This is a genomic window from Paenibacillus sp. ATY16, from assembly GCF_003399985.2.
Taxonomy (GTDB): domain Bacteria; phylum Bacillota; class Bacilli; order Paenibacillales; family Paenibacillaceae; genus Pristimantibacillus; species Pristimantibacillus glycanilyticus.
This window is the reverse complement of sequence record NZ_NMOK02000037.1, coordinates 64,882-88,037: the sequence shown is the minus strand read 5'-3', so window position 1 is coordinate 88,037 and position 23,156 is coordinate 64,882. Positions and strand designations below refer to the sequence as shown.

Here is a 23,156-nt window from a genome sequence, read left to right as displayed (position 1 = left end):
ATATGCGCTTATATCACAGGATAGGCGCACAAAGGAGTGTTCAGGTTGGTTGAAAAGGCATCTCACTATTTTGCCCGCGGCAATACGGCACACGGAGCTCATATTCTGTATAAATCAGCTTTCCAAGGGCTTGATCGAATTCTCGTCCTAATGGGTCCCCGTGGTACAGGCAAATCCACAATCATTCGTAAATTAGCCGATAGTCTGTTGGACAGCGGGCAGCAGGTGCAATGCTTTCATTCCCCGCTTCGACCTGATGAGCTGGACGGTATTATTGCAACCGAATTAAAGGTTGGCATTGTTGACGGGCAAGCTTGCGACTGGAACATAGAGAGCGGTGCAGGTGCAGTGATTGAGATCGATTTCGGCGTAGCACTCGATAGCAGAAATTTCTCCACGAATGCTATTGGTATAATCGAAGAGCTTAAAGAAAAGCTTAGCGATGCTTATTCCAAAGCCTATGAATCTTTTGCAGCCGCCCTGCGAATTCATGATGAATGGGAAAAATTTTATATCGAAAGCATGGAATTCGATAAGGCGGATGAAGTCACGCAGGAATTGATTGAGGAATTGTACGCTGGTCATGAAATCGGAACGCCAACCATTGGACGCCATTTGTTTTTGGGCGCAGCGACTCCGAAGGGTGCTTTTGATTTTATTCAAAGCTTGACGGCTCCATTAAACAGGAGAATCTTTATCAAGGGTAGACCGGGTTCCGGTAAATCCACGCTTCTGAAAAAACTTGCCGCAACGGCCGAGAAGAATGGCATCGAAGTTCAACTGTTTCATTGCGGTTTTGATCCAAACAGTCTGGATATGCTTATCTTCCCGAAACTTAGCATAGCTATATTCGACAGTACCGCTCCTCATGAATACTTTCCGGACCGGGACGGGGATGAGATCTTGGATATGTATGAACGTACGATGATCCCAGGAACGGATGAAACGTATGCAGCGGAAATAGCGGAAATAAAAGAACGTTATTCGGCGAAAATGAAGGAAGCCACCTCCCATTTGGCGGCAGCGGAATCCATAGATTCACAGATTAAATGCTTTTACACGGCTGCGACGAATTTTTCAATTATTGAGAAACTACGCCTTCAGCTGCAGTCGGAACTAATGAACCACAGCCTATAGCAACAGGTGAAAATCGTTAAGGCCATCCTTTCGGGATGGCCTATTGCGTCGTTAATCAAATTTTTCATTTAGACGTATTCAATCTCTTCTCGGTCATCCGTACGATCGTAACGAATCCAACTCATTTCTTCAATGCCGAGCAACTCCTTAAACCTCTCTACCGCGACAAATCCTCATCATTAAATCCTAGATTGCCGGCAAGGAGCCCTTCCATCGATTTTATCCGCCGTTCATTATTTATTCCGAATACCTTAAAAGCTTCCGCATCGGGATTTTGCTTCATATATCCTTCAAAAAGCGAAGCTTCTTCTTCGTCATATTCGTCCATCATTTCCTCGAGCTCTCCGTCCATTAATTCATAAAGCACCTGAAGGCGTAAAAAATGCTAACCAATCCTCGTTCAACTTCATAGTAGGCGTTCCTGTAGGCAAAAACTCATAGAGCTTAGGCTTATCGGCCATTCGAATGATATTGCCATATGTAAATTCACTCATATTTGCACCTCTCTTAACTGTTCGTTAATCCCAAACTTTAGGCCGTTTTATCCCGGCTGTTCTTAAATAATCTAAAAGTTGACCGGAATGTACTGCTTCGTGGTATGCAATCCTCATGAGCATGTCTCCTAATGACCGAATGTACCCTACGTCTTTTCTATCAATCTGGATTCTTGTTAGATCCTCTTCCGTATAAGATTTTACTGTATTCATAAATTCATTTCGATAGGGTTCTGAAAATTGGAGTTCGTCTTTGAGCGTTGTGAAAGCACGCGCCTCATAGGGGGATTCATATGAGGTTAGACTTCCTTCATTCAGCAAGGCAAGGTGGTAATAATGTTCGCTTTCCAAGACATGGCGAATCATCTCTTTTATGCTCAGCGCTTCCGAATCCGGTCTCCAGTCCAAAAATGTATCCGGAACACTCTCCCAAATAATCAGGCTTCTGCGTCTAACTTCGCTTAAATTCTGTACTATAACTTCAATAGCGTTCATAGCTGCTTCCTTTCGACTTCAATATTTTTTACATTATACCAGAACTTACGTTCGCGAAACATCTAAAAATATTAGAATTACATGGAATTTTCTTATCGTAACTAAAAACAGACGGACTATTTTCGAGCTTTTACTTGTGAAGGCCTGCTAATTCAAGTCGGAATTAAGCCTATCGTCAGGATGCGATAACAGTCGAGACAATCCCTTAAGACTATGAACCCATACATTATAAAATGGCACCCGGGCGATGTCCTACCATCGCCTCAATTCAGGAAAGCGTGTTCAAAATCGATTTGGATGCGTCTATAATGTTTCGTAAGACGAACGCGTCTCAAGCATTCAAAGAGTGGTGGTGATGCTGCCGCAGTACCAAAATGCCGCAATGGGAGGCCGAAAACGATGGCTAAATACCGAGCATTATTAACGTGTTTATTGCTTCTGGTTTTCATGATTAGCGGATGTTCGAGCGGGACCTCATCTAACAGCAGGACGAAAACGCTTACCCTTTGGTACTGGAACCGGAGTCTGGACGATAACCTGATCCACGAGGTCCAGAAGCAGTTTCCGGGAATTCGCATCAACGCCCAAAAAATTGGGGGCGACTTCAAATCCAAGCTGAAAACGACTCTCGCCGCCGGCAAAGGCGGCCCGGATATCGTCGCCTTTAACGACTGGGTTACCGAGCTGTTCCCAAGCGCCGACCGTTTCTACAATTTGTACGAGCTCGGAGCGAAGGACATCGAGGGGGACTATCTCGACTGGAAATGGCAGCTTGGGGTTACGCCGAAGGGCGAAATGATCGCCATGCCGATTGACACTGGCCCAACAGCTTTATTTTACCGAGAGGACTTGTTCGAACAAGCGGGGCTGCCAACCGACCCGGTAGAGGTTCATCGGATGATGGGCACTTGGGATGACTACTTCGCCGCAGGGGAAAAGCTTCAGAAGGCGCTTGGCGGCAAGGTGAAGCTGCTTGACAATATCGGACAGGTGTATAACCAGGTCAACGCGCAGTCGGATAAAATTTATTTTGATAAAAACGAAAACTTCATAGGCGAGGATCCCTCCTCTTCCATGAAAAAGGCGTGGGATCTCGCGGTAAAAGCCTCGCAGATGGACTTGCTTGCCAATGCGGGCACCTTCTCCACCGAGTGGAACGCCGCGATGAACAACGGCAAGATCGCATCCTTCGTAGGAGCTGTATGGAGTAAACAAATCCTGATGGACGCGGCTCCGGATACGGCGGGCAAGTGGCGCGTCGCGAGAGCTCCGGGCGGAGACGGCAATAACGGCGGCTCTTTCCTTGCCATTATGAAAACGAGCAAATACCCGAAGGAGTCCTTCGAGGTGATGAAATGGCTGCTGAATGCAGAGAATCAGGTGACAAGCTTCAAAGAGCTCAACCTGTTCCCTTCCGCCTCCAAGGCGCTCGATTCGGATGCCATGAAGATGAAAGAGGCGTTTTTCGGCGGTCAAGCTACGGGCGAGATTTTTACGGAGTCCGCCCGCAACGTGAAGCCCTCGTATTTCGGAACGAAATACTCCAACCTAAACGGAATCGTAAACCGTGAGCTGTCATCGGTTGCCCTTGAAGGCAAAAGCCCGGATAAGGCTTGGAATGACGCGCTTTCCAGAGTAAAAAAGGAGCTGCTGCGTTAAAGAATCATACCATCCCGGCAATGGAGGTAGAATCTGATGGCTCAACCCTTACAGAACCGAACTCAATTCGATGGCGGAAGCTCCATGCAGCTCTCGGAGCGGAAGCGAGGTTTAGCGTCTGAAATATGGAAGCACCGAAAACAATATCTGGCCATTTCTCCCTTTTACATCTTGTTTGCCGTCTTTGGCTTATTCCCCATATTATTCTCGATGTATCTTTCTTTCCAGAGATGGGACGGCATCGGCGTGATGTCCTATAACGGTCTCAACAATTATCAATTTATGGTCACCGATCCCGAGTTCTGGAAAGCGGTAGGCAATACGATCCTGATCTGGATCTATTCGTCCATTCCGATGCTGTTCTTCGCGCTTATCATCGCGTTTTTGCTGAATGCGTCGTTCACGAGGTTCCGCACCTTCTTCCGCATCGGTTATTTCTTGCCGAACGTCACATCTCTTGTAGCGGTTGCCATTGTGTTCAGCACGGTATTCTCCAATAATTACGGGCTGCTGAACTATTTCCTGTCCCTCTTCGGACTTTCCCCCGTGGAATGGCTGAACAAAACCTGGGGCATCCAGCTGGCCGTGTCCGTCATGGTCATCTGGCGCTGGGTCGGATACAATGCCATCATTTATTTGGCGGGACTCCAGAGCATTCCTACCGTTCTCTATGAGGCGGCCAAAATTGACGGAGCCACGGGCATCCAGTCCTTCTTCCGCATTACGATCCCGAACTTGCGGCCGATTATTCTTTTCACCGTCATTACTTCCACCATCGGAGGCATGCAGATCTTCACCGAATCGCAAGTGCTCGTCGGTAACGACGGCGGCGTCAGCGGCGGGGGGCTGACCATCGTTCTCTACCTGTACCGGGAGGCATTCGTGAACAATTACTTCGGCTACGGTTCCGCCGTAGGCTGGGGCATGTTCCTATTGATAGCCCTCTTCTCGGTCTTCAACTGGCGGATCGTTCAGGGCGGCGGTGCCAAAGATGAATAAACGGGGTGATACGCATGGTTAAAAGGAAATCTGCCATCCTGCTCTATCTCGGGCTTATTATTGGACTTGTCGTTTCCGTCTTTCCTTTTTACTGGCTGGCCGTGATGGCCACGCGTACGACGGCGGAAATATACAGCTTCCCTCCAAAGTTTTGGTTTGGGACGCATTTTATAAGCAACATAACGCGGGTGTTCGATAACGTTGATTTCTTTGGCGCGTTTCTCAACTCGCTTTTCGTGGCCTCCTGCAGCACCTTGCTGGTGTTGTTCTTCGATTCCTTGGCCGGCTTTACGTTCGCTAAATTCAGTTTTCCGGGCAAAAAGTGGCTGTTTGTCCTTCTGCTCGCAACGATGATGGCGCCGTCGCAGCTCTCGCTCGTTCCTTCCTTCGTCATTATGGCGAAGTTCGGGTGGGTAGGCTCCTTCAAGGCGCTGATTATTCCCGGTATGGCCAATGCGTTCGGCATTTTCTGGATTCGCCAATACGCGCAGGAAGCCGTTCCATCCGAGCTGCTGGATGCCGGACGGATCGACGGCTGCGGTTACTTTCGTCTCTACTGGAACGTCGCCATACCCATCCTTCGCCCGGCGTTGTCTTTCCTGGGGGCATTTACTTTCATCGGTTCCTGGAACGATTATCTCTGGCCGCTGATCATCCTTAATGATGAAAGCAAATTTACGCTGCAGGTGGCGCTCTCCTCTCTGAACGGAATTTACGTGACCGATTATGCGATGGTCGTCGCGGGCACGCTGCTGGCGGTAATCCCGCTCATCGTCTTGTTCCTGTTTGTCAGCAAGCAGTTTATTTCCGACATCGCTGCCGGCGCGATCAAAAGCTGAACATGCCCGTCTGGAGAATACAAAGAGCTATCCAAGAAGCAGACGCTTCGAGGATAGCTCTTTTCGTTCCTTCGCGTAAACCTGCTGCTACCGGTGAATAATCGAAGTCCGGTGGCTTCCGCCCGCGATTTCGGTTATCAACTTATGCAGGGCGGCGTTCAAGTTGGCGCCAAAATGTCCCTCTCTCAAGAAAACGATCAGATCCGCCTTCCCAATAACGCCGTCCGCGTCAAAATCGGCTCTGGGATCATAATGAAGCTGACCTCGCTCCGTTCCGTACGAACGCAGGAATTCGATCGCATCCAGCCAGTCAACCTGGCCATTGCCGTCGAGGTCAGCTGTTGGCACAGGATCCGTGCCAGGGTCTGTTCCTGGATCCGTACCAGGGTCCGTACCTGGATCCGTACCAGGGTCCGTTCCTGGATTCGTGCCAGGATCCGTGCCTGGATCCGTGCCTGGATCCGTACCCGGCACCTCGTACCAAGCGGTGCCGAGATAGACCTGCCATCCGTGCTTCCATTGCATCTTCGCTTTATCCGTGACGATCCGCTCGGATGGCAGCCTGCTATCCTCTTGCAGACGACTCAGCCAAATACCGCCATCATAGGTGTAAGCGGCTTCGCCAGCAGCCGAAAGCGCAATGAAATGGCTGTCGGCCGTGCTGGTCGGCGTCAACCGCTCATTCTCTCCGGCAGGCGACCGCAGCCATAGCTGCTTCTGACCCGCCTCCGTATATACCGTATAGGCAATCCAGCCGCCTGCCGTCAGGTAATCCCCCGTCACGGTAGATGCGCCAACAAGCTCCTCCGTAACGCCATTCCGATCGATAATAAGCTTGGAGCTGTTCGTCGATTGGTCATCCCGTGCATAGAGCAGCACGTCGCCGTCCATGACCGGTGAGCGGTAGGTGAACCCGTCGTTTGGCGTAATTTGCGCAGCCGCGCCCTCCGCGTACCGGAATGGCCGTTGCGCCATACGAAACGCGAATAGGTACCCAGCGGGTCGAGACCTTTCCGATAATAGCCGTCGGGCAAGTCTAAGCCGGTTGCATCAAACGCGCTGCCCATAGCGCCTCCGGGGATTAGCCGTACGTTCATCTGCGTCTGTTCCGCTACGAGCAGCGGCAGCGTCTCCACTTGGTTCGTATCCCGGTGGTGAATGCGAAGACGATGATCGTAGGCATTCCATAGCAGCGTGCGCGACGCGTCCGTATCCAGCACAAGACCCGCTTCCTTCGAGACGGTCGTCAGGTTCGAGACGTTCTCGACGTAGATCGGATACGACTGCGTGCTGGTCAACCCGCTGGAATCGGTGGCGCTGAGCTGTACGGTAGCCGGCTGACCGAGCCACTGCTCCGCGGAGATCGTCTCGGCAAGCGTATTCGTGCCGGATAGCAACAGCTTTCCGTTGATGCTAAGCTTCAGGCTGCTGCAGCCCGATCCGGGATTATCGTCGGTACAAGAAACGTTGACCGTCAGATTCGGGTCAGCGACTTCGAACGGAAGAGGCGCAGCAGGATTAATCACTGGATTTTGGTTGTGCTTGAGCGCGATGGCGGTCGGAGCGCTGGAAATGCCATCAACGTCAACCGCGGAAAGCGTCAAGGTGAAATTCCCCCAAGGTAGCGAAGAGACATCGACCCAGCCGGTGTATTCGCAGGACGATCCGCAGACGCTAGCCTGCTTCGTTAAGCTGACCGTCGGTAGACTTGCCGCCGTGGCCTTTGTTTCGGCAATGGGCACCTGAGAATTGACCGTAACGCGGACAAAGATGCGATCTTGCACGAAGGAATCGGCCACCGGACTCGTTACTACTAGTCGCGGTACCGAAGCGGCGCGGGCGGGCTGGACATGGATATAGACGAGGCCGAGAAGCAGCAGGACGGCCATCGCCGCTTTCGCGAGCTGCCGTCTATGATTGATCCTGGTGTTCGAATTCATCATTTTTTGACTTTTCCTCCTTATCGTTCGGAACATCGTCCCGTATGTAAAGCGCCGCAAACGAAGGCTCGAACAACAGGTAAACTTTTCCTTTTGCTTGCGCAAGATTATTATGCCTGTCCGATCATGGCACGTACATAGGGAGATGCCCCTATATAGAAGGACTATTTTAAAGGGCAAAATCGTCACGGCAGCGGGACTATTCGGATGCACGAGATAGCGACATAATTCGACAGTTGGTTAAAATAATGAAAAACTCCCCGGAAATCATATATGTATCTAACTTCCTATAAAAATAAAAAAGCCGCAGTATATGCGACTTATCTATTACTGGTTTTTCATTTTATCCAGCGTTTCCAGGTACAGCACTTGAAGAAATTTCTTGATGTTGACTTTGCGCTTCTCCTGCGGGCATTTCTCGTCGATTTCTCTCATCTTGAGACGCACGTCTTCGAAATCGAAATAAAGCGGTGCGTAATGCTCGAACTTTGGATGACTGTAATCCGTGAGCCCAATGCTTGCCAAGTTGGATAAAGCGGCAATGACAGTCCGGCGGACGCGCTGCTCGACCGCCTTCCCTTCCTTTTCCATATCGCAGCCCTCCGGCTTGCTCGCCCGGGCTCCAACCTCGTACAACAATTTCAGTGACGGGAAGCCGCCGCCTTGCTGCCGCCCAATCAACCACGACGTCATCTCGATGATGTCGTGACTTCCGCTCTCCCCGACGATACCCATGTCCATTAAGATCATCCGCATGGTCTCTTTGGCGTCATGCTTCTTCCGGATCCCCGCAGGCTCTGAATTCAGGTCATCCAGCTTTGCGATCGACTGTTTGATTTCCTTCAGATAACGGGCCATTCGCCATTGCTCGCTTACTTTGCCAAGCACGGCTTTTACTTCCACCCGGTTAATCGGCTTCTGGATATAAAATTCAATGCCCGCTTGGTACGCTTTGCTGATCATTTCTTTGTTCTCGATCTGCGAGATCATGACGTACTTGCCCCCGTAACCTTCCTGCTTCAGCCGCGCAATCGTTTCGATTCCGTCCTGGTCCGGCATCAATAAATCAATGACCACGACATCGGGGTTCTCGTCCAGTACAAGACGCTTCCCTTCAACGCCGCCCGACGCCATTCCCAGCACCTCTCCCACGCCGCCTTTCTCGATAATGGTCTGCAGCATACGCCTGCTGACCGCATCGTCGTCGACAATACAGAATGATAGCATTGCGCCTACACTCCCTTCTTCAACTTAACGGTCGGAAAGGCCGCGACAAACGTGGTTTCTGCTTCCCGTCCCGGTTCCATTAGGAGGAGTCTGCCCCTGAACGAGCCCACGATATCGCGAACATGCGAGAGGCCGATACCCGTCGCAGCGACGCCTTCCTGATTGAATTTGGTCGTAAATCCGGGCTCAAACACCATTTCTTTATCCTGTTCGGCGATTCCCGTTCCCGTATCGCTGACGATAAACATGGTTTCGCCTTCGAGTTCGCTTACGCGAATGCGAATCGTTCCGAGCCGCTCTATTGCTTCGACCGAGTTGGCGGCCAAATTGTTGAGTACGGTGATTAGCGGTATGTAGTGCGCGGTCAGGTAATCGATTCCGACTTCCTTCTCGATCCTCACCTCTTTTTTCAGCATCCGGCTGTATTCGCCGTTCGACTTCATCACAAGCTCAACAATCTCCGCCAAGGTCATTTCCGGGGCGCTCTCCAAGTCTGCCAGCTTCATCAGTCCCGCAAGAATTCGCTGCGAATCCTTCTTCACCTCGTGAATCTGCTGGGTAATCTCGAGAACGGACCGGGCGTAGTCGTTCAGTCCTTCTTTGTTCAGTAGACCGTACAGATCATGGCTCTTTGCGGTAATCCGTTCGATTACATCCATCGATTTGCGCAAATAGAACACCTCGCCATAGAGCCCGCTGCCGACATTAATCATTTGTTCGATCCGTTTTTGCTGTTCGGCGTGAACGCTCCGCATTTGGTGCACGGCGATGCTGCTGTAGATGCCCGTCGTAAAATAGCTGCGCACCACGGCGATGACCGGAATCAACAGCCACTGATTGGTTTGAAAATACGGCAGTCCGAAAGCGAAGCTTCGCATCAGCAGCTCCGCTTCATTGGAGACAAAGTCGATGAGGGACACGCACGCGCCGAGAATAAGAGGATTCAATTGATGCAATCTGCGTTGAATGAGAGCCATTCCGGCCGCGAAGACGATGTAATAGAGCATGGCGGAGAAGTGCGTCTTCAAGCTGCCCAGAAGATAGAAAGCGCTCTCCAAGCCTGCTCCGTCAAAAGATACCCGAAACAGCAGTACCGTCGCGCCAGCGGCAAGTCCCGTCCGCAAATAAGGCAGATGGCTCATCAACAGAAGCAAGAACAGAAAGGCGCTGCTGCCAAGACCGATGCGAAAGACCTCACCGCTGAACGGGTTGATTTTGAATTCCCCGGCAACCGCTACAACGATGGCGACGACGGTCATTTGCATGCTTTCGGATTTGTACCAATTTGTAATGGTTATAGGAATGACCCCCGTCGGGATCTAAAGTCCGAGGATGCTTAGCCCCATTTATTTTCCAGGCGCCTAGCCGCGAGCGACAGCGCATAGTTAATTGCGAAATATAAGACGGCCACGAGTGAAAGAATGGGAAGGGTATAATTGAAATTTTGCGCGATGACGATCTTGGAATTATGCATCAGCTCAGGCAGGGATATGACGATGGCTAGCGACGTGTCCTTGAGAAGGGAGATGAACTGGCTTACGATTGGCGGAACCATGCGTCTCAATCCCTGCGGGAGCACGATATGCCACACCGTTTGCGTATAGGTGAGACCCGATGATCGGGCTGCTTCGACCTGTCCTTTCGGGATGGAGCTTAGTCCGCTGCGCACGATTTCCGAGATCATGGCGGCTTCGAATACCGCCAGACCAACAATGGCCGAGCTCATGACCCCCAGCTTGAGACCGACGTCCGGCATCGCGAAATAAGTGAAAAACAAGATCAGCAGCAGCGGCAAATTGCGGATAAACTCGACGATTACGCCGAGGATGCGGGATACGACCGGAATTCTCATATAACGAAGCGTTCCGGTGATGCTGCCCAGCACGAAGCTCAGCACGATCGCGATGAAAGCAACCCAGAGCGTGATGCCGAAGCCTTTTATGATGAAGATGAGATTATGGTATGAAAAAGCGCCAGCAATGTCCATCCGCCGATCCTCCTAAAAGTTATTCGCGAATTTTGCGGTTCACGGTGTTCAGTGGCGTAAAAACGAACTCTAACCGTTCTTGGCTAACCTTCGCTCTAGCTGCAGCGCCGCTAAGCTCAAAGGAATCGTAAGAACGAGATACAGCGCCGCAACAAAGAGGTAAGTATCAAAGGTCGCGTACGTCTTGCTCGCCACCTGATCGCCGTAATACATCAAGTCGAATCCGGCGAAGACGCCAAGCACAGACGAGTTTTTCACGAGGTTTATGAACTGATTGCTGAGCGGCGGAATGACGATTTTAATGGCTTGCGGAAGCACGACATGCCGCATCGTCTGCATGTATGTCAAACCCGAAGCTCTGCCCGCCTCCGTCTGTCCGGCCGGAATGCTCATAATGCCCGCCCGGATCGCTTCGGCAACGAAGGAAGCGGTATATACCGTTAGTCCGACCGTGCCGCATATAAATCCGCTTAATGTCACGCCGAACGATGGCAAGCCGTAATAAAACACGAAGACGACTAGCAAAAGCGGTATATTCCGAACAAACTCGACGTAAGCCGTCCCGATCCACCTGAGCGGCTTGACTGACGAAATACGGAATACGGCGATGATCGTCCCAAGAGCGAAGCTGCCGAGTAATGCAATGACGCTCGCCCAGACCGTGTTGCCAAACCCTTTCATGTAAATTTCGAAATTGTCTGTGAAAATCGCTATGTCCGGCATGCTACTCCCTCCCTCTATTCTCGATATGCAAATGATGGGTGGCCAATCGCCACCCATCCTCTTGTTCGCAGACTTCTATTCCCCGGACGGCGCTTTGCCGATCCATTTCTCGTAAATCTTGTCGTATTCGCCGCTGTCATGGAGCTTCTTCAATCCAGCATTTACGCTATTCAGAAGATCGGTTGCGCCTTTCTTGATCGCAATGCCGTACGGCTCATCGGTGAACGGCTCGCCGACAACCTCGAAGTTCGGATCCTGAACCGCCATGCCGTACAAAATCGCGTTATCGGTCGTCAGCGTGTCGCCTTGACCGGCTTTAAGCGCGCTGAACGCGTCCTGGTAATTATCGAACTCCAGGATGGTGGCATCCGGCGCTTTCGCTTTAATGTTGTCGACCGAGGTGGAGCCTTTCACGGCTAATACTTTCGTACCCTTCTTGATGTCGTCGATGCTCTTGATCGGACTTCCTTTCTTCACCAGAAGGGACTGGCCAGCTTTAAAGTACACGTCGGAGAAATCGACTTCCTTCTTGCGCTCTTCCGTAATCGTCATCGTGGCGACGATTATATCGATATCATTGTTGTTCAACATCGGAATGCGCGTTTTGGAAGTAACCTCCTTCAGCTCGATCTTGGTCTCGTCGCCAAGAAGCTCCTTGGCGAGCGCCTTGGCGATGTCGACGTCAAATCCTTCGACGTTGCCGCTCGCCGGATCCTTCAGGCCGAACAGCTTCGTGTCGTACTTAACGCCGACAACGAGTTTCCCTCGGCTTTTGATGCTCTCCAGCGCCGAAGCCGTTCCGGACGCTGGCTCCCCGCTTGCGCCGTTGCCGTTCCCTCCTTCTTTGCTGCTGCATCCGGCCAACCATACAGTGGCAAGAAACGTCAGTGCGACGCCAAGCGTCATCCAGCTTCTTTTCTTCATAGCTTGAAACCCCTCTCCATTATAGGATTGCATGATTTTGGCAACATGGCGCCCTAACGTAAAACGTTAGTGGCGCAGCACGCGATTAAGAAACAACCGCGCCCTTTCTTCCCTAGGCTGCTCGAAGAACTCCTCAGGCGGAGAGATTTCGACGATTTGCCCTTTGTCCATAAAGACGACGCGGTCAGCCACTTCCCGCGCGAAACCCATCTCGTGCGTAACGACGACCATCGTCATCCCTTCTTGCGCCAAGGTCTTCATGACGTCCAGCACCTCTCCTACCATTTCCGGATCAAGCGCGGAGGTAGGTTCATCGAAGAGCATGATCTTAGGCTTCATGGCCAGCGCCCTGGCGATTGCCACGCGCTGCTGTTGCCCCCCGGACAGCTGCGATGGAAACGCGCTAGCTTTGTCCGAGATGCCGACTTTCTCCAAATACATCTTGGCTGTTTCCACCGCCTGCGGCTTCGGCACGCCGAGCGACTTCATTGGAGCGAGCGTAATATTGTCGACCACTTTCATATGAGGATAAAGATTGAAGTGCTGGAACACCATGCCGATTTCTCGCCGCAGCTTATTGATGTCGGCTTTTTTGTCGGCGACATTGACTTCATTAACGGTCAAAGTGCCGCTCGTGATCGCCTCCAACCGGTTGATGCAGCGGAGGAGTGTACTCTTTCCCGAGCCGGAAGGCCCCACCACAACGACGACTTCACCCTGCGCGATGCTAAGATCGATGCCTTTTAGCACATGAAAATCGCCATAGTGCTTCTCCACTTGCCGGAATTCAATCAATGCAATCCCCCCTTTCCGTTGCTTGCAACGCTTTGATGGACAAGCCGTGTTAGGTTAGATAACATACTGTGTAGACAACTATATGGAAAACCTACGCAATCCTAACGAATCCGACATCAAAATTATGATTTTTTTACAAACGAGTGCGTTTCCAACCATGTGAATGGCGATAACCATCTCGCTCTATTACTCAATAAAAACGGCAGCAGATCTTAGATCTGCTGCCGTTTGTTCGCTATATTCCTCAATAATTTAACATTGACTCTTTCAAGTAATACCATTTCATCCTAGCAATTGTGCAATCTCCCATACATGCCCGTCCGGATCGGCAAAACAAGCCGTCCGCCGCCCCCAGGGGCGCGTTATCGGACCGTTCAGCAACTTAATTCCTAGCATGTCCAGCTCTTCGCATACCTTGTCAACGTCCGACACTTGGATCGTGAACTGAAACCGCGCTCCATCTTCGCCGCTACCGACCTGCGCGGGTTCAATCAACTCGTGGGCATTCGATTGTTTCAACAAATTGATACTTGTATTGCCAAAATCGAACACCGCGCAGCTTTCATCCTCATATAGGATTGCAAGCTTGAATGTCTCTTGATAGAATGCCTTCGACCGATGCAAATCTTCTACAAACAATGTGATTTCGGTAATTTTTTTCGTCCAGTCAGCTATCGCCATCCGCCTCCGATCCCATTTGCAATTTTTTACAGTTCTAGTTTGATCATACGAACCGCCTGTACCATTGTCAATGTAAATATGGAGGCTGTATTCCGTCGTTCACGAAAGCTTGTCTTCCCCGTAGTGCAAATGACACTCAGCCCACCGGGCATTCCCGGCAGGCTGAGCTAAACGGATTAAAGCATCAAATTTTAAACATGTTCATTAGAGGCATAATCGTCTTCACCATATTAAGTCCAACTTGAATAGTCGGCAGCATTTGTTTAAAAGATCCGAAAAAACTGCTCTGCTGCTCTCCAGCTGCTTGCCCTGAAGTAGGGCTCTTCGTATCTTCTTGTTTGGTTTGTACTCCCGCTCCTGATTGACCCGAAGGTCCCGATAACATTGGCTTAAATAAGCCTGTCGCCATTGAACCAAAAGAATTGATCGTGCCGATTCCGCCTATCAAGGAATCTAGCAGTCCCGATACTTGGATTTCCGGTGTTCTCGAACGATCAGAAAAATTTACAATCCCGCAGCTTCTGGTTTCGGAAAGGATCAGTTGATGGTCATGAATGGCTTGAACCGTTCCGACATAGCAGTTACCGTCATTTAACAGCACGCAAACGGGCTGCCCGATACAACGGCTTGCTTTTTTGACCGCAAGATTTCTTCCCTCGGGTTTTCTTTTTTTAGGAGCTTTCCTGAATGCCATCGTGAGCCCTCTTTTCCGAAATCAAATAAAGAAGAAAGGCAAAATGAAAAGCGAAGCAAGTATGGCAAACGGAAAAAAGAAACAATCGCCGCCAAAACCGCAGCCTCCGCCGTAACCGCCATAACCCCCGCCGTAACCGTCATAACCGTAACCATAATTGGACAGTCTGGCTTTATGCTTGGAGCGCGTTTGTTTTTTTGAAGGTTTTCCGTTCCGAACGGACGACAAAGTCAAAGGCTTTCTATCAAAAGTACAATCCTCCACGATTAACTTTCCGTCTTCTACTCCCTTAATCGTTCCGATAAAATGCCTTCCGTCATGCGTAACCGCACTAACCCTCCGTCCGATGTACGGATATACCGTATGATGGCTAATCGGATAAATTTCCTGCATAACTTCATTCCTCCTAACCTGATGCTCTTATATCTTAGACTATGAAAAAATCTGCAATAAGGTCTGTACGATTGTCTTCTATTTAGAAAAAAATCGAATTTTACTCCATTCTCTCTAGCAATGAGATTATGAAAAGATGGGGGAGCGAGCATTCAAAAAGCAGCGAAGAATGGGTGCAGTCATAACGGAGGATATGCATAGAATATCGGAAGAGGTGAGAAGGCGTTGGATTACCATTCATTATTAGCCCGGCTCGGCGAAGGCAGCGCGCATCCGGGAGGCTTTCAAGCAACCAAAGAATTAATCGGACAGATCCATTTTCCGCGCGGCACGAAAGTGCTGGAGGTAGGATGCGGAACAGGCCGGACGGCATGTTATTTAGCGAGCTTAGGCTGCAGCGTGACTGCCATTGACCGGAACGAGAATATGATTCAAAAAGCGGCCTACCGTGCGAAGATAAGCGAACTCCCCGTCCGAATCTTACAGGCAGATGCCGCTTCAATGCCTTTCTCGGATGAAACGTTTGATGCCGTTTTTACGGAGTCGGTAACGGCTTTCACCAAAGGAAGTTCCGCTATAAGCGAATATTGGCGAGTTCTGAAGCCAAAAGGAGTCCTCTACGATCGAGAGCTGGCTTTTGCCGTAAAATTAACTACGGTGCAAAAGAAAAAGCTGCAGTCGTTTTACGGACTTCATCATCTGCGAACCGTTCCGGAATGGCTGAAGCTGATGAGCAAATCAAAGTTTAATAAGCACTCCGCGTCTCCTTTTTTGCAAATGAAGCAGCTGGCGGGCGATGATGACCCCTTACGGGTAATCGATCACGAACTATTCACGAAACCGGATGTAATTGCCATGATGATGACAAACGAGCGCCTGTTGAGCAACTTCTCCAATGTGATGGGCAGTGTTGTAATTACGGCTTGGAAAGGTTGAATGCATATAAAACGACAAGGCAGACGATCACGCTGATCGTCTGCCTTGTCTCCATGCAACTTGTCATTCGTCAGAATGATCACTGGATGCATTTCGTTTATTGCTAATGTTTGTTAATTCAAAATCCTCCTTGGAAATCCCCAAATTTAAAGCCAGCTTTTTCTTAATGACCATTGCCTGCTGTAAACTGGTGGCTCGAAACTCAATAGTAGTTCCGGATGGATCTTCGAAGGAATAGTAGTTTTTTTTATTGGACATAAATGTTGATCCTCACTTTCGCTGTCAGCACGCTGTTTTTATTCTTGTTCGCGATCCATATTGGCTGCGTCATCAAACACATTGGACTCGGTAGCTTGTTTCATTTCTAACTTTTGTTCTTCCCAATGCCCGATAGTCCGGTACCATTCTTCAAAAGAAGCATCCAATTGCAACTCACGCCCACGGTCCTCATTGACATCTGAATCTAGTTCGATATTTTTATGGAACCTGCTTTCGCTCTCGGTCGGTTCATTCTGTGATTTTGATTCCATTGCTGATCACCATCCTGCCTATTAGGCTGGATTAATGCATCCATAATTATGTATGAAGGTTTGATTTTACCAGGCGAACGAAATCGGATTCACTCCGTTGGCATCAATGAGTGGTACAAGTAAAAAACCGCGATTTTCGCGGCTTTTAGCGAGATTGGAATAGGCTAGGCCGGTTGGCTAGCGACGGGCATTCGTTATAATTGGGGCGAGCCCGGCAGCCTGCCGCCCAGCTTCTCCAGCCTTTGGCAAATCTCGTGCTGCCATTCCACATCCCCTGCCATGGACGCGGCCAGCGATAGATTATACAAATTGGCGATTTGTCTGATATGCATAGCATTTACCGCTAGACAATGCTCGAAGTCTGCTTGCTCTTCCCCGGTCAGATGCCGGCTGCCGCGTATGGTCCACAACTCCGCAAGTCGTTCATGTATCGGCAAAATGGTCATGCTTTATGCGCCTCCTTCTGTCGTCTTACCTTACTAGCCAGTATGACCCAAAAAGAAAGCTTCCAAGCGCAGTCTGGACGGCAACTCCGACAAAAGAGAGCAATTTTCTCCCGGGAAAAGTCGTTCGATTCCGGCGGAGGCTAGTCTTGATCGATGTAAATCGGATTTGTCAGACAAGTCACCGCCGACTGCTTAAGCCCCTCCACGCTGCGTCGTGCTTCCAGCCGGTAAAATAATCTGTCGCTCGAGCCCTCGAATGGCAAGCGGACGTGACCGTTCTCCGTTTCTATCCATTGAGGCGCGGCTTCGACTGCAAGAAACGCTGCTTCCGGCGCCCACAAAGCGCAGTCTTTATTATCCGCCGCATCGAATTCGAGCATCGCGGCGATTTCCCGCTGCACGGTCCGGCCGCTTGCCTCCATGCCATCCGATTCCCACTCCTTCGCTCCGACGAATGCCGGCACAACGGCAATGTCCCATGCCGCTTCAATACCGCGGTCAGACCATAAGAGCACGCGGTCACCTTTGGCGCCGCAAACGTCGATTGTCAACGGGATGCCATCCATCTCTTTGATAGCCGTACGCGGAATGGTCTCGCCAATACTGTATTCGCCGGCGGTAAGGGAAAGGCAGGTCTCATCAGGATCGAACTGCAGTACGACACGGCCTTGGCGGATGCCGGCCAACACGCCATGCACCGTGTCGGTTTCCGTCCACACAGAAGCTGTCGGACGTCCATGTTTGACAAACCTTTCCTCCCGGTGGGCATCGCTTCCTCCGAGGGCGATCACGCGGCGTCCTTTTGCAAGCTGCCCTTGCCACCAGGCAAGCGCGCGCTCATTAAGCCCGCGCCACGGGCCGTTCCACACCTCGATTGCATCATATGGCACGTCAAAACCGAGCTCCCAAGGACAAGAGGGACAGAATGGATGATTCAGCGACACGAAGCCGCCTCTCTCGCGTGCATCCCCAAGCACCGCGTCCGCTTGCGCCGCCGTCGTCACGCGAAAATCTTGAAGCGCGTCCGACGCGCCAAGGACATTGGCATGGCCAAAATAGCTGGTCATCTCAACGCCGGGAATAAGCAGCATCTCTTCGTCAGGGACAAGCGCCGCATAATTCTGTGAGGACGTATTATGATCCGTCAGCGCCATGAATTCCAGACCGCGGGCTTTGCACGATTCCATCGCCTGACCGATCGTGTAGCTCCCGTCGCTATGCACGCTGTGCATATGAAGATCACCCTTCATCCAGCGGCCGTGCGGCCGGGTCAGCTCCACTTCAACGATAACCTCCGCGCCGCCCTCGGGGATCTTGTAAGCACCAAGCAGCACGGCCCATTCACCTTGGGCGATCGGTCCAGCCAGATAGCCCGGGGTTGCTTTCTCCGTGCCGACGAAGAATGCTTCGCGAGCGCCGCCGCTCCAGCCGACGATCCGCTTATGCGAGCGAAGGCCGATATCGACAACCGTCCCGCCGTTTTCACCGCGGTCGTAACGGTAGGCGATATCGATACGCTCCACAGCTCCTTCCACCGCGAAAGGAACCTCCAAATAGGAACGCTGCTCGTCTTTGTTGATCCATCTCCGCAGCACGAGCCGTTGTTTCTTTATGACCATTTTACTTCCTCCTATTCTTTGCTGGCACCAAGCAGGATGCCCTTCATGAAATATTTCTGCACAAACGGATATACCGCGAGCAGCGGAAGAATGCTGATGACGATACCTGCCATCCGCACGTTTGTCGTGACCATATAGGTACCGGAATTGCTGCTCGTATCGATGATCATCGCTTTTAGCGCAACCTGAAGCGTGTACTTCATGGAATCGTTAATAAACATGACCGGAGCGGTGAACATGTTCCACCGTCCAACGAACTCGAACAGTATAACGGTCGCAAGACCCGCAGCCGCAAGACGCATATACATCGTCAGGAAGATACGGAACTCTCCGGCGCCGTCGATCTTGGCCGATTCCGACATCTCGTAAGGAACGTTCAGGAAGAAGCTGCGCATAAGCAGGATCGAAAAGCCGGACACGAGACCCGACAGCACAAGCGAGCTCAGCGTATTGATCAGATGCAGGTCTTTGTTGACCACATAAAGCGGAATCATGATCGCTTCCTGCGGCAGCATCATCGTAATCAGAATGAACGTCAACATTACCTTCCTGCCGGGAAGACGAGGATAGATAAATACATAGCCGGCCAAGCTGGACAGCAATACGTGCAGTACGGTACCGGCCACGGTCACGATGACGCTGTTCATCAGGGGGCGCCAGATGTCTAGGCTTTTCCATACAATGGAGTATCCCTCCGCGCTGAACTGCTTCGGCCACAGCACGATTTCCGGCCTCATGGAGGCGATACCCGAAGAGAAGGACAACGCCAGTACGTTAATAAACGGAATGATCATGGTCAGCATGAGCCCGAACAGAAACAAGACGTTTAGCATGTCGAACGCTTTATTCTTCCACCCGAGACGTTCAAATCGATCGGACATTGTATTTACACCTCATCAAATCGCGTGATTCGCCGTACGACGAGTGTCATCGCAAGAGTTAGTAGCAGTATGAAGAAGCTGGCAGCAGCCGCAGGGCCAAGCTGGATTTCGAGAATCCCCTTCTGGAACGTGTACATCATGAGCACGTCCACTTTCGCGGCGATTGTAGGGTTCCGCAAAATAAAAACTTCGTCGAAGATTTTCAGAATGCCAAGCGTATTCAGCAGGAAGACAACCTTCATCGTGTTGCTGAGCTGCGGAATCGTGACGTAGATTAATTGCCTCCAGCGCGTCGCGCCATCCATGCGCGCCGCCTCGTAGAGCGACGGATTAATCGATACGATCCCTGCCAGGAACAGGATACAGGTATAGCCCATTTCCTTCCATGTTGCAAGTAGAATCAAGATCCAGCGCGCCCATCCGGAGTCTGCCATGAAATTAATCGGCTTCATGTGGAACACATGAACAAGGATCATATTAATGATCCCGCTGTCAGGCGATAGCATGAAGATCCAGATTCCTCCTACAACGACCCACGAGAGCAGATGCGGTACGTACAAAATCATCTGCGCCGCCTTCTTGAACCAGGTCCTGAGCACTTCGTTAAGCGACAGCGCGATCACGAGAGGCGCAACGAAGCTGAAGCAGAGAATGCCTCCTCCAATGACGAGCGTGTTCATCACCGCTTCCCAGAATAACGAGTCATGAAGCACCGCGGAGTAGTTCGCGAATCCGACGTATGGTCTGTCCCCCATCAGTTTGTAATCCTGAAAGCTGGTCTGAAGCCCTTTCACGAGCGGGTAATAGGCAAAAACAAGAAAATAAGCGATCACCGGCACCATCATGACGTAGAGGGCGCTGTATTTCTTCAATAATCTCATCCTTTTATTCACGTCCTTATCTGGTAAAGGGAACCATTATCGGGATGAAAAGCACGCAAGCAGGGGAATTCAAACTCCCCTGCCTGCTTGTATTCCATTCATTCGGATCGGGTTTACTCGTCGATCAGTTTCTTCCCAAGCAGCTCTTCGTGCATCTTCTTTACGGCTTCCGCAGCGTCCATTTGACCGGACATCGCTTTAAGCGCGTAATTCTTGACGATCTTCTCCGCGTCAGGCCAACCCGGCAACGATAATTCAAGCGTCGCGTCCTTGTTCACGAGATCCTGCGCTTCTTGTACGCCCGGCAGTTTGCCGAAAGGATACTTCACGTTTTGGTTGTACCAGAAAGGTACCCCGTGGTCCATGTTATGCTCGGTGCCGGTCTGGGTCAGCTTATACGCATCGCCTTCCTTGGTGTAATCCTCGTTCTCGATGCCCAGGCTTCCAAGCATAATGCCCGGCTCCGTATGCCAGAATTCGAGGAATTTCTGCGCGGCTTCCGGATGCTCGGCATTGGACGGAATGATCCAGAAATCCGGATCTCCTCGTCTCATTAGTTTGGTGCCGTCAGCTCCGGGGATACTTTCAAGAGCTTCTGCGTTAAACGTCGTATTCGGATCCTCTTGTTTGCGCGTGTTGTTGAACATGCCAACCCAAGCATCCCAATAGGTAACCATTCCGACGCGGTCGGTGAGGAACAGATTGCGCATTTTGCCCGTGTCGTTCGTTACGAAATTCGGATCCATGATTCCTTCCTTCACCAGCTTGGCGAACCATTCATAAATCGGGATTGCTGCTTCCGTCGCGTACGGAATGGTGCGCTTGCCATCCTTCATTACGTAATGCGCCTTAACGCCGGCGGCGCTCATGAAGGCTTGTATATCGTAAATATCGGCCGTGCTGAGACCGTACGTATCGTTCTTTCCGTTGCCGTCAGGATCCTTCTCCTTGAACGCCTTGAGCACGTTATAGTACTCGTCAAGCGTCTTCGGTTCCTTCAGACCAAGCTTGTCCAGCCAATCCTTGCGTACAATCGGCATCGTACCGCCTTGGAATTTGTTAAACACGGCAACAATTCTGCCGTCCTTATCCTTCAGCTGCTCCCATTCGCTAGTTGGGACGACTGTCGGGTCCGAGAGCACTTTGGAGCCGGTGACGAAATCCGTCAGGTCCGTGACAACCCCTTGATCGACGAAGGTAGCCAGCTTGCCGAGGTCGCTGAGCTCGATCAGATCATATTTCTCGCCGGAGCCGAGTGCCGTCAACACCTTCTGATCGTAATCGCTAGCCGGCTTCTCAATCGTCGTATCAATGCCGGTCAGTCGCGTGATTTCGGCTGCGAACTTCGTAGTCTCCTCCGGTGTCTTGCCGCCGACGTTACCGTCCAGAATCCGAAGCTTCATATCTGCCGCCGGTGTATTGGCCGGCGTGTTCGCGCCATTGCCGGTTTGCGTATTATCAGCTGCCGGCGTATTGGCGGTGTTGTTCGTTCCATTCTCCGAACCGCAGCCGGACAGAAGCAGCGTTCCGAGAGCTGCAACGGTCGACATCGTTAACCATACTTTTTTCATGGGTTGTTAACCTCCTACATGCACAAGCGTATTGGTATTCTAAATCAGAGCGATTAAGGTACAACACAACAGGCTGCCTCTACTTCCTTCGTGCGCCAGGCGCAGCGCAAGAGCCGCGAATCGCAAGCTCCGTCGGAACAAGCACCCGTTTGGCGCTCTTCTGGGTCGCGTTCAACTGCTCAAGCAAGAGCCGCAGTGCTTCAATCCCAAGCCGGTCGGCATGGAGCCGAACGCCGGTGAGCGGCGGCGACAATTCAGGGGAGAGCACGGTATCGTCGCTAAACGCGAACACCGACAACTGCTCCGGAATGCGCAGTCCTAGCTGCTCCGCGGCCTTGTATACGCCAAGCGCCATCATGTCCGTATCGGCGATGACCGCTGTAATACCAGGCGAAGCCGTTAGCTTCGCCAACGCCGCCTCATAGCCAAAGGTATGTGCGGTCTCGCCTTTAAGCGGCTTGTGCAGGATCAGCTCAGGCTTCGGCTGCATGCCGGCATGCTTGAAGGCAGCTTTGTATCCGATACTTCGATCCTCGGATACCGTTCTTGATATCGGCGCATTCAGAAACAGAATTTCCGTATGCCCAAGACCGATCAAGTAGTTTGTGGCCTTTGCAGCCATGCCGATATTATCGTTATCGACATAGCTGACCTGCGCCTCGTAGGGCACAGGCGGGCGGCCGATAATGACGATGGGCATGCCGTTCTGAAGCCGCTCTACAATCCTGGCATCCGATTCTATGGGGTCCAGTAAGATTTCGCCGTCCACCGGATCCGAAGAGATATTCTCGACTTGACTGAGATAGGCAGGCGACAGCGCATTAACCAGCAGACGGTAGCCATTCTCGTAACAGACGCGAAGAACGCCGTTAAGAAGAGAATGGTGGAACTGGCCGAATTCGAGCGATTCCCCCCTGATATTCAATCCGAGTATGCGCGTGGAGCGGTTCACTAGGCTCCTCGCCCAATAATTCGGCTTGTAGTTCAGCGATTTAGCCGCAGCAAGAACGCGCTCTGTGACCTCTTTGCTGATTGGGCGTTTCTTGCTGAACACGCTTGAAACCGTTCCTTTGGAGACGCCGGACGCCTTGGCGACGTCATCAATAGTTGCCAAAATCGTTAAACCTCGCTTTCTTCCGTGATACCGGACACGAGATTAAGCTTAAACCGGTTTTGTAAAATCTATTTCAGAATGATAATTAGTTATTGTAAAAATAGAAAATTCGTCTAAAAGTCACGTATTATCGCAGAAATTCAGGTGAAATATCATGAAGTTAGGAAAAAAGCAGCATTAAACCGTTTTAA

27 protein-coding genes are annotated in these 23,156 nt (G+C 51.1%); 5 read left to right on the top strand and 22 right to left on the bottom strand.

All coding sequences use genetic code 11. The features are described 5' to 3' along the window. Positions 1 to 45 precede the first annotated feature (45 nt). Positions 46 to 1,137 (top strand): PRK06851 family protein, encoded by a 1,092-nt coding sequence (locus tag CFI03_RS20715; protein WP_248759175.1) that lies wholly within the window; start codon positions 46 to 48, stop codon positions 1,135 to 1,137. 157 nt (positions 1,138 to 1,294) lie between these two features. On the opposite strand, the gene CFI03_RS20710 is transcribed toward CFI03_RS20715, so the two are convergent. From CFI03_RS20710 to CFI03_RS20700, 3 genes are read right to left on the bottom strand one after another with little or no spacing between them, the layout of a single operon-like run. After that, a complete protein-coding gene (locus CFI03_RS20710; protein ID WP_248759167.1) occupies positions 1,295 to 1,489 on the bottom strand; it encodes a hypothetical protein in 195 nt (64 codons plus the stop codon). 4 nt (positions 1,490 to 1,493) lie between these two features. Continuing rightward, positions 1,494 to 1,631: a hypothetical protein gene (locus CFI03_RS20705; protein ID WP_248759165.1), complete on the bottom strand. Its 138-nt coding sequence runs from the start codon at positions 1,629 to 1,631 to the stop codon at positions 1,494 to 1,496. Between the two features lie 24 nt (positions 1,632 to 1,655). After that, positions 1,656 to 2,126, bottom strand: a complete 471-nt coding sequence (locus CFI03_RS20700; RefSeq protein ID WP_248759163.1) for a DinB family protein — start codon at positions 2,124 to 2,126, stop codon at positions 1,656 to 1,658. Between the two features lie 399 nt (positions 2,127 to 2,525). Between CFI03_RS20700 and CFI03_RS20695 the strand changes: the two genes are divergently transcribed. Genes CFI03_RS20695 through CFI03_RS20685 form a run of 3 tightly spaced genes read left to right on the top strand, consistent with a single transcriptional unit; the run spans position 2,526 to position 5,623 of the window. After that, positions 2,526 to 3,785, top strand: coding sequence for an ABC transporter substrate-binding protein (locus CFI03_RS20695; protein WP_248759162.1), 1,260 nt, complete (start codon positions 2,526 to 2,528; stop codon positions 3,783 to 3,785). A gap of 36 nt (positions 3,786 to 3,821) precedes the next feature. Beyond that, a complete protein-coding gene (locus CFI03_RS20690) occupies positions 3,822 to 4,784 on the top strand; it encodes a carbohydrate ABC transporter permease (protein WP_481857699.1) in 963 nt (320 codons plus the stop codon). A gap of 14 nt (positions 4,785 to 4,798) precedes the next feature. Then, complete coding sequence (locus CFI03_RS20685; RefSeq protein ID WP_201005097.1) at positions 4,799 to 5,623, top strand: carbohydrate ABC transporter permease; 825 nt, start codon at positions 4,799 to 4,801, stop codon at positions 5,621 to 5,623. 87 nt (positions 5,624 to 5,710) lie between these two features. Here the strand turns inward: CFI03_RS20685 and CFI03_RS20680 are convergent, their stop codons facing one another. The 11 genes from CFI03_RS20680 to CFI03_RS20630 all read right to left on the bottom strand — a co-directional run bounded on the left by CFI03_RS20680 (position 5,711) and on the right by CFI03_RS20630 (position 14,987). Continuing rightward, a complete protein-coding gene (locus tag CFI03_RS20680) occupies positions 5,711 to 6,502 on the bottom strand; it encodes a hypothetical protein (RefSeq protein ID WP_248759161.1) in 792 nt (263 codons plus the stop codon). After that, positions 6,403 to 7,566 (bottom strand): hypothetical protein, encoded by a 1,164-nt coding sequence (locus CFI03_RS20675; RefSeq protein ID WP_248759158.1) that lies wholly within the window; start codon positions 7,564 to 7,566, stop codon positions 6,403 to 6,405. The genes CFI03_RS20680 and CFI03_RS20675 overlap by 100 nt, the downstream gene beginning before the upstream one ends. Positions 7,567 to 7,890: 324 nt before the next feature. Further along, the gene (locus CFI03_RS20670; protein ID WP_248759156.1) at positions 7,891 to 8,790 is read right to left on the bottom strand and encodes a response regulator; all 900 of its coding nucleotides are present in this window, start codon (positions 8,788 to 8,790) and stop codon (positions 7,891 to 7,893) included. 5 nt (positions 8,791 to 8,795) lie between these two features. Continuing rightward, the gene (locus CFI03_RS20665) at positions 8,796 to 10,049 is read right to left on the bottom strand and encodes an ATP-binding protein (protein WP_248759154.1); all 1,254 of its coding nucleotides are present in this window, start codon (positions 10,047 to 10,049) and stop codon (positions 8,796 to 8,798) included. A 77-nt stretch (positions 10,050 to 10,126) separates the two neighbouring features. Further along, positions 10,127 to 10,777 carry an amino acid ABC transporter permease gene (locus tag CFI03_RS20660; protein ID WP_248759153.1) on the bottom strand — a complete coding sequence of 217 codons (651 nt, stop codon included), beginning with the start codon at positions 10,775 to 10,777 and terminating at the stop codon, positions 10,127 to 10,129. Between the two features lie 69 nt (positions 10,778 to 10,846). Beyond that, entirely contained in the window at positions 10,847 to 11,500 is a 654-nt protein-coding gene (locus CFI03_RS20655) for an amino acid ABC transporter permease (RefSeq protein ID WP_248759152.1), read from the bottom strand. Positions 11,501 to 11,575: 75 nt separating this feature from the next. Next, positions 11,576 to 12,424: a transporter substrate-binding domain-containing protein gene (locus CFI03_RS20650; protein WP_127492077.1), complete on the bottom strand. Its 849-nt coding sequence runs from the start codon at positions 12,422 to 12,424 to the stop codon at positions 11,576 to 11,578. Between the two features lie 66 nt (positions 12,425 to 12,490). Continuing rightward, a complete protein-coding gene (locus CFI03_RS20645; RefSeq protein WP_248759151.1) occupies positions 12,491 to 13,219 on the bottom strand; it encodes an amino acid ABC transporter ATP-binding protein in 729 nt (242 codons plus the stop codon). 282 nt (positions 13,220 to 13,501) lie between these two features. After that, positions 13,502 to 13,900: a VOC family protein gene (locus tag CFI03_RS20640; RefSeq protein WP_248759150.1), complete on the bottom strand. Its 399-nt coding sequence runs from the start codon at positions 13,898 to 13,900 to the stop codon at positions 13,502 to 13,504. 184 nt (positions 13,901 to 14,084) lie between these two features. Next, the gene (locus CFI03_RS20635) at positions 14,085 to 14,594 is read right to left on the bottom strand and encodes a hypothetical protein (protein ID WP_248759143.1); all 510 of its coding nucleotides are present in this window, start codon (positions 14,592 to 14,594) and stop codon (positions 14,085 to 14,087) included. Between the two features lie 21 nt (positions 14,595 to 14,615). Beyond that, entirely contained in the window at positions 14,616 to 14,987 is a 372-nt protein-coding gene (locus CFI03_RS20630) for an LSm family protein (RefSeq protein ID WP_201008026.1), read from the bottom strand. 225 nt (positions 14,988 to 15,212) lie between these two features. Between CFI03_RS20630 and CFI03_RS20625 the strand changes: the two genes are divergently transcribed. Then, positions 15,213 to 15,923, top strand: a complete 711-nt coding sequence (locus CFI03_RS20625) for a class I SAM-dependent methyltransferase (protein ID WP_248759141.1) — start codon at positions 15,213 to 15,215, stop codon at positions 15,921 to 15,923. 63 nt (positions 15,924 to 15,986) lie between these two features. Here CFI03_RS20625 and CFI03_RS20620 read toward each other — a convergent pair whose 3' ends face one another. The 8 genes from CFI03_RS20620 to CFI03_RS20585 all read right to left on the bottom strand — a co-directional run bounded on the left by CFI03_RS20620 (position 15,987) and on the right by CFI03_RS20585 (position 22,965). Further along, positions 15,987 to 16,181 (bottom strand): hypothetical protein, encoded by a 195-nt coding sequence (locus tag CFI03_RS20620; protein ID WP_201008028.1) that lies wholly within the window; start codon positions 16,179 to 16,181, stop codon positions 15,987 to 15,989. Positions 16,182 to 16,219: 38 nt separating this feature from the next. Beyond that, positions 16,220 to 16,453, bottom strand: a complete 234-nt coding sequence (locus CFI03_RS20615; protein WP_248759139.1) for a hypothetical protein — start codon at positions 16,451 to 16,453, stop codon at positions 16,220 to 16,222. Positions 16,454 to 16,647: 194 nt separating this feature from the next. Beyond that, positions 16,648 to 16,899, bottom strand: coding sequence for a DUF7667 family protein (locus CFI03_RS20610; RefSeq protein WP_174806528.1), 252 nt, complete (start codon positions 16,897 to 16,899; stop codon positions 16,648 to 16,650). Positions 16,900 to 17,039: 140 nt separating this feature from the next. Beyond that, positions 17,040 to 18,518: a CehA/McbA family metallohydrolase gene (locus CFI03_RS20605; RefSeq protein WP_248759138.1), complete on the bottom strand. Its 1,479-nt coding sequence runs from the start codon at positions 18,516 to 18,518 to the stop codon at positions 17,040 to 17,042. An 11-nt stretch (positions 18,519 to 18,529) separates the two neighbouring features. Continuing rightward, on the bottom strand, positions 18,530 to 19,399 hold the full coding sequence (locus CFI03_RS20600) for a carbohydrate ABC transporter permease (protein WP_248759134.1): 870 nt from the start codon (positions 19,397 to 19,399) through the stop codon (positions 18,530 to 18,532). A gap of 5 nt (positions 19,400 to 19,404) precedes the next feature. After that, a complete protein-coding gene (locus CFI03_RS20595) occupies positions 19,405 to 20,280 on the bottom strand; it encodes an ABC transporter permease subunit (protein WP_248759132.1) in 876 nt (291 codons plus the stop codon). 113 nt (positions 20,281 to 20,393) lie between these two features. Continuing rightward, on the bottom strand, positions 20,394 to 21,851 hold the full coding sequence (locus CFI03_RS20590; RefSeq protein WP_127492054.1) for an extracellular solute-binding protein: 1,458 nt from the start codon (positions 21,849 to 21,851) through the stop codon (positions 20,394 to 20,396). A 79-nt stretch (positions 21,852 to 21,930) separates the two neighbouring features. Next, positions 21,931 to 22,965, bottom strand: a complete 1,035-nt coding sequence (locus tag CFI03_RS20585) for a LacI family DNA-binding transcriptional regulator (RefSeq protein WP_248759129.1) — start codon at positions 22,963 to 22,965, stop codon at positions 21,931 to 21,933. Positions 22,966 to 23,156 lie beyond the last annotated feature (191 nt).